Here is an 11,754-nt window from a genome sequence, read left to right as displayed (position 1 = left end):
CGTGACGCTGAGCCGGTGGGCGGAGCTGAGGGCGGTTCCGGGAAGGTGACCGTACGCGAACCCGCCCTGGCCGAAGGCACGCTATCGCGGTGGCAGGGCGCCATTTCCGAATAGGTGGCGTGGATGACGAGGTGGCGTCCTGCCGACGTCGATCGCGGGTTCACCAAGGGCCCTGAGCCAGATCAAGGCGTCCTGAACTGTCGTTACGCCGTCCGTCCCAGGTCGCCGCGGCCGCCGGACGACGACCACGGGGAGGGCGAGTTCGCGGGCCGCGGTGAGCTTCGCCGCGGTCATCGCGCCGCCGCTGTCCTTGGTGACGAGTACCTCGATGCCGTGCCGTTCCATCAGCGCGCGTTCCTTGGCGGGCTCGTACGGTCCGCGGTCCAGCAGGACTTCGTGCCGACGGGGGAGCGGCGCCTCCGGCGGATCGACGCAGCGGATCAAGAACCACAGATCGAGCTGGGCGAAGGCGGCGAGCCCTTGACGTCCGCTGGTGAGGAACACGCGTTCGCCGAGGGCCGGGAGCAGCCGCGCGGCGTGGCCGAGGTCGTCGGCCCAGTGCCAGGTGTCGCCGGGCTGTCCGGCCCAGCCGGGCCTGGCCAGTCTCAGCAACGGTGTGCCCGTCTCACGGGCGGCTTCCACCGCGTTGGCGCCGATGCGTTCGGCGAAAGGGTGCGTGGCGTCGATCATCGCGGCGATGTCGTTCTCGGTCAGCCAGCGCGCGAGACCTTCCGGGCCGCCGAAGCCGCCGACGCGGACTTCGCCGTCCGGCAGCTTCGGACGCGCGACGCGGCCCGCGAGCGATGACACGACGTGCTCGCCGCGTGCCGCCAGCTCCTTCGCGAGTTCCCGGGCTTCGCCGGTGCCGCCCAGGATCAGCAGCGTCATCGGGCCACGGCCGCGCGCCACCGTTCCAGCGTGCGCAGGTTGGCGATCGTCTCCGCCCAGGTGAGTTCGGGTGCTTGCCGGTCGGCGAGATGCGCGGCGACGTGGTCGGCTTCGCGGGCGAAGAGGCCTTGCGTCGCCTCGACTTCGATCACCTCGGGCTCGCCGCCTTCGGGCGTGAGGATGATTTGCGAGGTCTTCGGCTTGCGCATTTCGTGGATCCACGCCGGCTTCGGCACGTACAGCTGTCCTCGTGAGCCGTAGACGCGGATGTGGTCGTCCTGGGTGAGCTGGAAGCCGCAGGCCACCTGCGCGAGGATGCCGCCGGGCAGCCGCAGCAGCCCGAACGCGACCTCGTCGATGCCGTTCTCGTCGAGCCTCGCCATCCCGAGCACCTCTTCGGGCTCGACGACGTCCTGCCCGGTCGCCGCCTGCGAGACGAGCCGCGCGAGCGAGGTGCAGTAACACCCGACGTCGAAGATCCCGCCGCCACCCAGCGCGGGATCGGTGAGCCGGGGGACGGCGAAGTCGTAGCTGAAGGCGACGTCCACGGCACGGACCTCACCGATGGCGCCGCCGGAGATCAGCTCGGCCAGGCGGCGGATCTGCGGGTGCAGCCGGTACATGAACGCCTCCATGAGGAAGACGTCGTTGACGCGGGCCGCCTCGATGACCTTCTCGGCTTCGCTGACGGACACCGTCAGGGGTTTCTCGCACAGGATGTGCTTGCCAGCCTCGGCCGCGCGGATCGCCCACTCGCCGTGCAGCGGATGCGGCGTCGAGATGTAGATCGCGTCGACGTCCGGGTCGGCGAGAAGGTCTTCGTAGGAGCCGTAGCACTTCGGGATCTCGAAGCGGCTCGCGAACTCGGCCGCCCGGTCGCCGGAGCGCGCGGCGACGGCCTCCAGCACACCGTGCTTGCTCTCTGCGACGCCCGCCGCGAACTCGGCGGCGATGGTCCCGGCGGCCAGCAGGCCCCAGCGCACGTTTTCAGGTTGACCCAGTTTCACAGTGACTCCGGTTGGTTCGCGCGATCTCGGGTGGCCGAGTACAGGAAACTGTCGGGAAATCCTTCGGCGGCAAGGACTTCCCCGACGAAGATCATCGCCGCGCGGCTGATCCCGGCTTCGCGGGACTGGGCGGCGATGGTGCCGAGCGTTCCGCGCAGCACCTGCTCACCCGGCTGACTCGCCAGCGCCACCACCGCCGCCGGGCAGTCGTCCCGATAAAAGGGGCGCAATTCGTCGACTGCTTGCTCGACGCGGTTGATCGCCAGGTGCAGCGCGAGCGTGGTGCCGGTGCGCGCGAAGTTCGCCAGCGTTTCACCCGGTGGCATGGCCGTGGAGCGGGCCTGCGCCCGCGTGATGACCAGGCTCTGGCCGACCTCGGGCACGGTCAGTTCGCGCTTGAGCAGCGCGGCCGCGGCGGCGAACGCGGGTACGCCCGGGGTGACGTCGTAGGGGACTCCGGCCACGTCGAGGCGACGCATTTGTTCGGCGACCGCGCTGTAGAGCGACGGGTCCCCGGAGCACAGCCGCGCGACCTCGTGACCGCTCCGGTGGGCCTCGACCATGCGCTCGACGATCGCGGGCAGATCGAGGTTCGCGGTGTCGACGAGCACTGCCTCCGGAGGGCAGTAGGCGAGCAGGTCCGTCGGCGTCATGCTGCCGGGGTAAAGGCAGGTTTCGCAGCGACCGAGCAGGTCACGGCCCCGCACGGTGATGAGGTCGGCGGCACCGGGGCCCGCGCCGATGAAATGCACTGTCATGCCCTGCTCCATTGTGTCACGACCCGCGCCGGGGTCCAGCCGGTGAATCCGCCCAGCGGCGCGGCCTGTTCGACGCCGACGCGGATCAGTTCGCCACCGTGTTCGGCATAGGCACGGGCCAACGTCTGCTCGGATTCGAGAGTGACGCCGTGTGCCACCAGCCGCGCGCCGGTCGCCAGACAGGCGTCCAGAACACCCGGAACGGTCACTCCGCCGCCGAGGAAGATCGCGTGCGGCTTGGTCAACCCTTCGAGTGCTTCCGGCGCGGCACCGATCACCACGTCGAGTTCCGGTACCCCGAGCGCGTGCGCGTTCCGGATGATCCGGGCGGCTCGCTCCGGCGACCGCTCGATCGCGATCGTCCGGTTCAGCGGATGCACCCGGGACCACTCGATCCCGACGCTGCCCGCGCCCGCGCCGACGTCCCACAGCAGTTCGCCGGGTGATGGCGCGAGCCTGGCCAGCGCGGACGCGCGGAGGTCGCGTTTGGTGAGCTGGCCGTCGTGCTCGAAGGCGTCGTCCGGAAGACCGGTCAGCGGCAGCGCGGGCCCGTCGGCTTCGACGGCGAACACGGTCAGCGAGCCTGGGCCGACCCGCTCGTCGGGGCCGCCGAGGTCGGACAGCGCGATGACGCGGCTCCGGCCGTAACCGCGGGCTTTGAGCAGGTCACGCAGGTCTACGTCGTTCGCCCCGAGGACGAGGATCCTGCGGCCCGGCGCCAGTGCCCGGCTCACCCGGCCGATCGCGCGGCCGACGACGGTGACGACCTCGGTCTCTTCCGCCGACCAGCCGAGCCTCGCGCGGGCGAGTGTCACCGAGGAGAGCGCGGGCAGGATCTGGACGTCGTAGCCGCGCTGGATGAGCGTCGTGCCGATGCCGGACAGCAGGGGATCGCCGCTGGCCAGCACGCAGACGCGGCCCCTGTCCGCGAGGAAGTCGTCCAGAGCGGGGAGTAGCGGGCTGGGCCACGCTTCGGTTTCCACGTCTTCGGGCAGGGACGCGAGCTGTCTCGGTGAGCCCACGACGACGTCCGCGTTCAGCACCGCTTCCCTGGCCTGCCCGGACAGGCCGGACCAGCCGTCGGCTCCGATCCCGACGACCGTGAGGGGTGATTCTTCGCGCACGCTCGTCACGTTAGATGACGCTTTTCCTATGCGATGATCGCACCAGATCGTCGACGACAGGAGTGCTGTGAAGCCGTACCCGTTCTCCGCCGTTGTGGGGATGCCGGAGCTGCGCCTGGCGCTGGTGCTTTCCTCCCTCTCGCCCGCCGTCGGCGGGGTGCTGGTGCGGGGGGAGAAGGGCACGGCGAAGTCGACGATGGTGCGCGCGCTGGCCGGGCTGCTGCCCGGCGTCGACGTCGTGGACGCGTGCCGGTTCTCGTGCGATCCCGTCGAACCCGATCCGGCCTGCCCGGACGGCCCGCACACCGAGGGTTCGCCCGCCCACCGCCGTCCCGCGCGGCTGGTGGAACTGCCGGTCGGCGCGGCCGAAGACCGCGTGATCGGCTCGCTGAACCTGGAGCGCGCGCTCGCCGACGGTGTCACCGACTTCCAGCCCGGCCTGCTCGCGGCCGCGCATCGCGGACTGCTGTACGTCGACGAGGTCAACCTCCTGCACGACCACCTGGTCGACACGCTGCTCGACGCCGCCGCCATGGGGCGCGCGACCGTCGAGCGCGAAGGCGTCTCGGTGTCGCACGCCGCCCGGTTCGTCCTGATCGGCACGATGAACCCCGAGGAAGGCGAACTGCGGCCGCAGTTGCTGGACCGCTTCGGCCTCACCGTCGAGGTCGCGTCCAGCCGGGATCCCGAACTGCGTGTCGAGGTCGTCCGGCGGCGGCTCGCCTACGAGGCGGATCCCGACGGTTTCGCCGGCCAGTACGCCGCTGCCGACGCCGAACTCGCCGCGGACATCGAGGCGGCGCAACGACTTCTGCCGTCGGTCAAACTCCCGGACGACGCGCTGCGGCAGATCGCCGAGGTCTGCGCGTCCTTCGAGGTCGACGGGATGCGCGCGGACATCGTGACCGCGCGGACCGCCGTCGCGCATGCCGCCTGGTCCGGGCGGACCGAGGTGACCACCGAGGACGTCCGGGTCGCGGCCCGTCTCGCACTGCCGCACCGCCGTCGCCGGAATCCCTTCGACGCGCCCGGAATCTCCGAGGAGCAGCTGGAGCAGGCGCTGCAGGACGCCGAGCCGGAAGGCCCCGGTCCCGACGACGACGGCCCCGGCTCGGGTACTCCTCCGGAGGGCGGCGAGGCTTCGGGCCAGCCGCCTTCGGAAGGCGGGCAGGAGCCGTCGGGCGGTGGGCAGAGCGGCGGTGACCAGAAGCCGGTCGGAGCCGGGGAAGCCTTTCGCGCCAGGCGTTTCGAGGTGAAGGGCACCGGAGAGGGCGCCGCCGGACGGCGGTCACGCGCGATCACCGACAACGGCCGGACCATCGGCGTTCAGCCCGCCGGGGTCTCCGGTGGTCACCCACATCTGCTCGCGACCGTGCGCGCCGCCGCGCCGCACCAGCGTTCTCGCGGACGCAGTGGTGCCGGGCTCGTGGTGCGGCCCCAGGATCTGCGGTTCGCGCGGCGGGAAGGGCGCGAGGGCAACCTGGTGCTGTTCTGCGTCGACGCGTCCGGCTCGATGGGCGCTCGCCAGCGGATGCGGGAGGTGAAGACCGCCGTGCTGTCCTTGTTGCTCGACGCCTACCAGCGGCGTGACAAGGTGGGCTTGGTGACCTTCCGTGCTTCCGGCGCTGAACTCTCGCTTCCGCCGACGATCAGCGTCGACGCCGCGGCGTCCCGTTTGGACGGTCTCGCGACCGGCGGCCGGACGCCGCTGGCCGAGGGACTCCTCGAGGCGGCGAGGGTGCTGCGGATCGAAGCGGTCCGCGACCCGCTGCGACGCCCGTTGCTCGTCGTCGTCACCGACGGCCGGGCGACCAGCGGGGCCGACGCCGTCGAACGGGCACGGCAGGCGGCCGGGCTGCTGGCCGGGAACGTGACTTCGGTCGTGATGGACTGCGAGAGCGGGAAGATGCGACTCGGGCTCGCCGCGGAACTGGCGAAACACCTTGGCGCGGAACACGTTCCGGTCACCGAGGTCGCCGCCGACACGCTCGCCGGTGCCGTCCGTACGCGCATTTCCGGGAGGGCCGCGTAATGCCTCAGGGCAAACCGGAAACCGTACCCGCCGACGGTCTCACCACGCGTCAGCGCCGCAACCGTCCCCTGCTCGCCGTGCACACCGGCGAGATGAAGGGGAAGTCCACGGCCGCGTTCGGGATGGCGTTGCGGGCATGGAACCAGGGCTGGTCGATCGGGGTGTTCCAGTTCGTCAAGTCGGCGAAGTGGCGCGTCGGCGAGGAAGCCGCGTTCCGCGCGCTCGGCAAGCTGCACGAAGACACCGGTCAGGGCGGGCCGGTCGAGTGGCACAAGATGGGCGAAGGCTGGAGCTGGGCACGCAAAGCCGGGTCCGAGGAGGATCACGCCGCCAACGCCCGCGAGGGCTGGGCCGAGATCGAACGCCGTCTCGCCGCCGAGACCCACGACTTCTACGTACTCGACGAGTTCAGCTACCTACTCAAATGGGGCTGGCTCGAAGTGGACGACGTCGTCTCGACCCTGACCGCGCGCCCTGGTCACCAGCATGTGGTGATCACCGGCCGGTACGCGCCGCCGGAGCTGGTCGACGCCGCCGACCTGGTCGCCGAGATGACCAAGGTGAAACACCCGATGGACGCCGGGCAAAAAGGCCAGCGAGGCATCGAATGGTGAATCGCGTGGTCATCGCCGCGCCCGGCTCCGGGCACGGCAAGACCACGATCGCCGCGGGCCTGATGGCGGCGTTGCGCGCGCGGGGACTGAACGTGTCCGGGCACAAGGTCGGCCCCGACTTCATCGACCCGAGCTATCACGCCCTCGCGACCGGGCGACCCCCACGCAACCTCGACCCGTTCCTGCAGGGCGAGGAGCAGTTGATCCCGTTGCTGCTGCACGGTTCCGCCGGGGCCGACATCGCGATCATCGAAGGCGTGATGGGCCTGTTCGACGGCGCGCTCGGCACCGAGGGGTATGCCTCGACCGCGCACGTCGCCCGGCTGCTGGACGCTCCGGTCGTACTCGTCGTGGACGCCTCGGCCGCGTCGCGCAGTGTCGCGGCGACCGTCCTCGGCTTCGCGCAGTACGACACCCGCGTCCGGCTCGCCGGCGTGATCCTCAACAAGCTGGGCTCGCAGCGGCACGCCGACGAGATCGTCACGGCGCTGGAAGCGACCGGCGTCCCGCTGCTGGGAACCTTGTATCGCAACGAAGAGATCCACGCGCCCAGCCGTCACCTCGGCCTGGTCCCGGCGGCCGAACGCGCGAGCGAGTCGGAGCGGTTACTGCCGGAGCTGGCCGGATGGATCAGCGAAGGCGTGGACCTCGGCGCGGTCGTCCAGGTCGCGCGGTCGGCTTCCCGGCTGTCGGGAGAGCCTTGGCGGCCTTCGCTTTCCCACGATGGCCCACGCACCGTGGTCGCCGCCGCGGCCGGTCCGGCCTTCACCTTCCGCTACACCGAGGCAGGGGAACTGCTCGCCGCCGCCGGTGTCGACGTCGTCGACGTGGATCCCTTGCAGGACAAGGAACTTCCCGAAGGCTGCGCCGGACTGTACTTCGGCGGCGGCTTTCCCGAGGTGCACGCCGAGGAGCTGTCGGCGAACGTCCCGCTGCGGACGGCGGTGGCGCGGGCCATCGGCGACGGAATGCCCGTCGTGGCCGAATGCGCCGGTCTGTTGTACCTGTGCCAGGACATCGACGGGCTGCCGATGACCGGTGTCCTCGACGCCTCGGCCACCATGACCAAACGCGGGAAACTCGGCTACCGCAAGGCTTTCTCGCCCTCGGATACGGTGCTGACCGTCGCCGGGCAACGCGTCACCGGGCACGAATTCCACCGCACGATCGTCGAACCCGGCAGCGGGCCGACGCCCGCGTGGGGTTGGGACCGCACACCCGACGGCTTCGCGTCGGCGTCACTGCACGCGTCCTATCTGCACGTCCACTGGGCGGGCTATCCCGAACTCGCCGAGCGGTTCGCCGCCGCGGTACACGCTCATGGCTGACTACGATCTCTGGCACCACGGCGATCGCGAGGTCGGCGAGGGGCTCGTCGACCTGGCGGTCAACGTCCGGCTCCCGGCTCCCCCCGCCTGGCTGCGCGCCGAACTCGCGGCTGCTCTGGACGACCTGGCCGCTTACCCGGACGTCACCGCCGCGACCGCCGCGGTGGCCCGACGGCATGGGCTTCCGGTGTCCCAGGTGCTGGTGACCGCGGGTGCGGCCGAGGCTTTCACGTTGCTGGCCACGGCGTTGCGGCCTTCTCGTGCCGTGGTCGTGCATCCGCAGTTCACCGAGCCCGAAGCCGCTTTGCGCGCGGCAGGCCATCCAGTGCACCGTGTGCTGCTGTCGCCCGATGACGGCTTCCGCCTGCGCCCGGTTCCCGAAGACGCGGATCTGGTCTTCGTCGGAAACCCCACGAACCCGACGTCGGCGCTACACCCGGCCGCGGACCTGCTCGCCTTGGGACGTCCGGGGCGCCTCGTCGTCGTCGACGAGGCTTTCCTCGACGCCGTCCCCGGCGAAACCGAAAGCGTCGCGGGAGAGCCGGGTTTCGTCGTTCTCCGGAGCTTGACGAAAACCTGGGGGATCGCCGGGCTGCGCGCCGGATACGTACTGGCGGATGAGTCCGTTGTGGACAGTCTGCGCGCGGTACAACCGCCGTGGTCGGTGTCGTCGCTCGCCGCCGTCGCCGTGGTGGCGTGCTGCCGTCCGGCGGCGCTGGAAGAAGCCGAAAAGCTGGCGGTGGCGGCGGAATCGGACCGGGAGTACCTCGTGTCCGGGTTGAGTGCCTTGGGTGTCGACGTGCTGGGGGAGCCGCGGGGTCCTTTCGTGCTCGTGCGGCTGCCCGGAGCGGATGGCGTCCGGGAACGGTTGCGGGAGGCCGGTTTCGCGGTGCGGCGCGGGGATACCTTCCCGGGACTGGACGCGCGGTACCTGCGGATCGCGGTCCGGGACCGGGAGACGGTGGACGGCTTCCTGGCGGCGCTCACCGCCGTGCGGTGAGCGCGGATCCGCAGGCATCCTCGATGCTGGTTTGGTAGCGCGAAGCGAAGCCGAAAGCCGAGATCGTCGCCCACGGGCATGATCACCCAGTCCACAGTGACCTCGCCTCGTGATCCGGGCACGATGTGCACAGGGATGTCGGGCCCCTCGCGTTCCAGAGCCGAAGCGGCAGGGATAACGGCGCGGGGCGCGCTAGTTCTCCGAAAACCTCTGCTTGGTGATCCGTACCTCGGCCGCGTACGAGAAGTCCAAGATGTGCTTCGAACCTGTGTCAAACAAAGAGTCAGGAGGTCCCGTCATGGACACCACCACTCGAGACGACGCCGTCCTCCAGGTCAAGGGCACCACGGTCTTCGGGCCGCCTGACATGTCCGGCGACCAAACCGCCGACCATCACCTGGGCTGCGACGTCCCCGCCGGGGTGGGCCGGCGGTGCGAAACTCGTGCGCGATCTTTGGGCTTTCTCAAGGCAAGTGGTTGGATGGGCCGGTGAACTTCGTGATCGGCGTCTTCGATCTCTTCGCCTACACCATCCCCGGCGCGCTCTACGTCGCGTTCTTCGGCTACCTCGGGATGAAACTGCATATCCTGACCGCGGCGAGCCTCGGTGGCGTGCCCACCGTGGTGGTGGTCGTCGTGATCGTGGTGCTGAGTTTCCTGTTGGGCTATCTGGCCTATCCCCTCGGTGAGGCTATGGAGCGGATCGTGCCACGCCGTCGTCAGAGGGTCCTCTCCGAAGAGTTCCTCCGTCGCCTGCCTTCGGCCAAGGACCGCGCCTTCGTGTACCAGAACCAGCATCTTCTGCTGTGTGCTTTGCAACTGCACGACAAGGAGATCGCGGTCGACGTCACGCGGCTGCGCGCGTCCGGCCTCATGGTGCGCAACTGCGCGCCGCCACTGCTGTTCGGCGCGGTCGCCGCGGTCGTCGAGATCTTCGCGGGCAAGCATCCGTTCATCGCCGCCGGAACGGCGGTCCTGCTTCTGATCTCGTCGCTCACGCTGGTTTCGCAGGGCCGCAAACTCGCGCTCTGGGCGGGGATGAAGACTCTCGAACTGTGCTACTGGCTTCCGGAAATCGACGAGAAGCTGAAGGCGGCCGAGCAAACCGCTTGAGCCGGGTTCACCTCCTCGGAACGCGCCAAGGTGTCGCTGCCCGGGCTGTCGCGATCGGACCGGTTCTGCGGGACCGTCTGGATTCTGCTCATCCAACGTCCCGAAATCCCCACGGTCGGTCCTCAAAACGACAAAGCCAGCAGAACTCCCGCGACGGCGACCTCGACACAGCCCCCGAGCACGTCCCCGGTGACCCCGCCCAGCCGCTGGACGCACCGCGCCAGCAACGCCGACGCGGCCAGGTAGCCGAGTATCACCGCGATCAGGCCCTGCCACCACGGAAACACCAGCGCAGCCGCACCCGCGAGTACGGCGAACACCACCGCGGCCGCCCATCTCGGCACCGAACCGGCGACGGTCGCGCCCAGTCCTTCGGGCCGCGCCGAGGGGACGCCACGCGCGCAGCACAGGGACAGCACGCCGCGTCCGGCGAGGACCGCGATCGCGGCCGTCGCGATCCCGTGCCCGGCCGCGATCGCCCCCGCCAGTGCTCCGGTCTGTACGAGCAGCACCAGCACCAGGGTCGCGATCCCGGTCGGCCCGGAGTCCCCGCGGCGCATGACGTCGAGTGCCCGCGCGCGGTCGTACGAAGCGCCGAGCCCGTCGGCCGTGTCCGCGAGACCGTCCAAGTGAAGCCCGCGGCTGCCCAGCGCCACCGCGCCGAGGGCCAAGGCCGCCGACGCGAAAGCCGGCAGGCCGACCAGATCCCCCAAGAAGACGAGGAGGGAAGCGAAAGCCGCGAGAGGCACGGCAGCCAAGGCTGCAAGCACCATCGCGCCGCCCGCCACGCGCTTGTCGATCACGCCCGGCGCCGGAACCCGGACGGTGGTCAGGGTGCCGACGGCCATCTTCAGCGCGTCCAGGATCAAGTGAGGTCCGCCAACAGACCCATGTCCGCGAGGATCGCCCGTGCCGCCCTCAGCGTCGGCACCGCCTGCACGGCGCCGCTGCCTTCGCCGAGCCGCAGCCCGAGGTCGAGGATCGGCTCCAGGTCGAGTGCCTGCAACGCGTACGCCTGTGAAGGCTCTGTCGAGCGATGTCCGGCGAGCCACCACTGTTCAGCACCCGGTGCGATCCCCCGTGCGACGAGTGCCGCGGCACCGGAGAACACGCCGTCGAGTACCACCGGCACACCGCGAACGGCGGCTTGCACGAGAAAACCCGCCGTCGCGGCGAGACATGCGCTGCCTAACGCGGTCAGCAACGCGAAGGGGTCCTTCACCTCGCCAGCTCGCTGGAGCGCGGCTTCGACGACGGCGACCTTCCGTGCTCGCCCGTCCTCATCGATCCCGGTGCCCGTGCCGACGACGTCCTCCGCCGCCAGGCCGAGTACCGCGGCGACCACGGCCGCGCAGATCGTCGTGTTGCCGATCCCCATGTCGCCGGGGATGAGCAGATCCGCGCCGCCGTCGATCTCCTCGTCCGCGATCGCGAGCCCGTGGCCGAACGCCGTCCGCGCCTCGCCTTCGGACAGCGCGTCCTCGACGTCGATCGAGCCGGAACCCCGCCGCACCTTGTGCGCGACGACCTCGGCGGGTACGTCCGCGCCGTCCCAGTCCACCGCGATGTCCAGCGCCCGCACCTTCGCCCCGGCCAGCCCGGCCAGCACGCCGACGCCGCTCTTCCCGGCCAGGAACACCCGGACCATGGCCGCGGTGACCTCACGTGGATACGCCGACATACCGGAAACCCCGTGGTCCCCGGCGAACACGACCACCCGGACGTCGTCGAGTGGCCGCGGCGGCACGACCCCGTGCGCGGCGCTGAGCCACGCGGCCAGGTCTTCGAGCCGCCCGAGTGAGCCCAGTGGCTTGACAAGGCCGTCCAGTCTGGTGCGCGCGGCGGCCCCGGAGGCGGCGTCCGGGGCGGGGATGGCGAAACGCATGGCGG

General features: G+C 70.5%; 12 protein-coding genes. 6 read left to right on the top strand and 6 right to left on the bottom strand.

Features of this window, described 5'->3' with window-relative positions; genetic code table 11:
- Positions 1-81: 81 nt before the first annotated feature.
- The 4 genes from ACM6LU_RS29745 to cbiE are packed head-to-tail and all read right to left on the bottom strand — an operon-like array spanning position 82 to position 3,786.
- Positions 82-888 carry a cobalt-precorrin-6A reductase gene (locus ACM6LU_RS29745; protein ID WP_414941192.1) on the bottom strand — a complete coding sequence of 269 codons (807 nt, stop codon included), beginning with the start codon at positions 886-888 and terminating at the stop codon, positions 82-84.
- Positions 885-1,871, bottom strand: a complete 987-nt coding sequence (locus ACM6LU_RS29740; protein ID WP_414941110.1) for a Gfo/Idh/MocA family protein — start codon at positions 1,869-1,871, stop codon at positions 885-887. Before ACM6LU_RS29740 ends, ACM6LU_RS29745 begins: the two co-directional genes overlap by 4 nt.
- Before the next feature lie 20 nt (positions 1,872-1,891).
- Positions 1,892-2,653 carry a precorrin-4 C(11)-methyltransferase gene (cobM, locus tag ACM6LU_RS29735; RefSeq protein WP_414941109.1) on the bottom strand — a complete coding sequence of 254 codons (762 nt, stop codon included), beginning with the start codon at positions 2,651-2,653 and terminating at the stop codon, positions 1,892-1,894.
- A complete protein-coding gene (gene cbiE, locus ACM6LU_RS29730) occupies positions 2,650-3,786 on the bottom strand; it encodes a precorrin-6y C5,15-methyltransferase (decarboxylating) subunit CbiE (RefSeq protein ID WP_414941108.1) in 1,137 nt (378 codons plus the stop codon). The genes cobM and cbiE overlap by 4 nt, the downstream gene beginning before the upstream one ends.
- A gap of 58 nt (positions 3,787-3,844) precedes the next feature.
- On the opposite strand from cbiE, the gene ACM6LU_RS29725 reads away from it, so the two are divergent.
- From ACM6LU_RS29725 to ACM6LU_RS29700, 6 genes are all read left to right on the top strand, one after another.
- Positions 3,845-5,809 (top strand): putative cobaltochelatase, encoded by a 1,965-nt coding sequence (locus ACM6LU_RS29725; protein ID WP_414941107.1) that lies wholly within the window; start codon positions 3,845-3,847, stop codon positions 5,807-5,809.
- On the top strand, positions 5,809-6,423 hold the full coding sequence (gene cobO, locus ACM6LU_RS29720) for a cob(I)yrinic acid a,c-diamide adenosyltransferase (RefSeq protein ID WP_414941106.1): 615 nt from the start codon (positions 5,809-5,811) through the stop codon (positions 6,421-6,423). The genes ACM6LU_RS29725 and cobO overlap by 1 nt, the downstream gene beginning before the upstream one ends.
- The gene (locus ACM6LU_RS29715; protein ID WP_414941105.1) at positions 6,417-7,751 is read left to right on the top strand and encodes a cobyrinate a,c-diamide synthase; all 1,335 of its coding nucleotides are present in this window, start codon (positions 6,417-6,419) and stop codon (positions 7,749-7,751) included. Before cobO ends, ACM6LU_RS29715 begins: the two co-directional genes overlap by 7 nt.
- A complete protein-coding gene (gene cobC, locus ACM6LU_RS29710; RefSeq protein WP_414941104.1) occupies positions 7,744-8,751 on the top strand; it encodes an Rv2231c family pyridoxal phosphate-dependent protein CobC in 1,008 nt (335 codons plus the stop codon). Before ACM6LU_RS29715 ends, cobC begins: the two co-directional genes overlap by 8 nt.
- 298 nt (positions 8,752-9,049) lie before the next feature.
- Positions 9,050-9,244, top strand: coding sequence for a hypothetical protein (locus ACM6LU_RS29705; RefSeq protein ID WP_414941103.1), 195 nt, complete (start codon positions 9,050-9,052; stop codon positions 9,242-9,244).
- A complete protein-coding gene (locus ACM6LU_RS29700) occupies positions 9,241-9,864 on the top strand; it encodes a hypothetical protein (protein ID WP_414941101.1) in 624 nt (207 codons plus the stop codon). The genes ACM6LU_RS29705 and ACM6LU_RS29700 overlap by 4 nt, the downstream gene beginning before the upstream one ends.
- Positions 9,865-9,986: 122 nt before the next feature.
- On the opposite strand, the gene ACM6LU_RS29695 is transcribed toward ACM6LU_RS29700, so the two are convergent.
- Both ACM6LU_RS29695 and cobT read right to left on the bottom strand, forming a co-directional pair.
- Positions 9,987-10,733, bottom strand: coding sequence for an adenosylcobinamide-GDP ribazoletransferase (locus ACM6LU_RS29695; protein ID WP_414941100.1), 747 nt, complete (start codon positions 10,731-10,733; stop codon positions 9,987-9,989).
- Entirely contained in the window at positions 10,730-11,749 is a 1,020-nt protein-coding gene (gene cobT, locus ACM6LU_RS29690; protein WP_414941099.1) for a nicotinate-nucleotide--dimethylbenzimidazole phosphoribosyltransferase, read from the bottom strand. Before cobT ends, ACM6LU_RS29695 begins: the two co-directional genes overlap by 4 nt.
- Positions 11,750-11,754 lie beyond the last annotated feature (5 nt).

This window comes from Amycolatopsis sp. cmx-11-51 (assembly GCF_047608665.1).
In the GTDB taxonomy this organism is placed as follows: domain Bacteria; phylum Actinomycetota; class Actinomycetes; order Mycobacteriales; family Pseudonocardiaceae; genus Amycolatopsis.
Note: the sequence above shows the minus strand (reverse complement) of the source record. Positions and strands in the feature narration are given on the sequence as shown.

Coding starts and splice junctions, on each gene's coding strand:
- cobM (WP_414941109.1), bottom strand. CDS start 2,653: ATGACAGTGCATTTCATCGGCGCGGGCCCCGGTGCCGCCGACCTCATC.
- cobT (WP_414941099.1), bottom strand. CDS start 11,749: ATGCGTTTCGCCATCCCCGCCCCGGACGCCGCCTCCGGGGCCGCCGCG.
- cobC (WP_414941104.1), top strand. CDS start 7,744: ATGGCTGACTACGATCTCTGGCACCACGGCGATCGCGAGGTCGGCGAG.
- cobO (WP_414941106.1), top strand. CDS start 5,809: ATGCCTCAGGGCAAACCGGAAACCGTACCCGCCGACGGTCTCACCACG.
- ACM6LU_RS29705 (WP_414941103.1), top strand. CDS start 9,050: ATGGACACCACCACTCGAGACGACGCCGTCCTCCAGGTCAAGGGCACC.
- ACM6LU_RS29715 (WP_414941105.1), top strand. CDS start 6,417: ATGGTGAATCGCGTGGTCATCGCCGCGCCCGGCTCCGGGCACGGCAAG.
- ACM6LU_RS29745 (WP_414941192.1), bottom strand. CDS start 888: ATGACGCTGCTGATCCTGGGCGGCACCGGCGAAGCCCGGGAACTCGCG.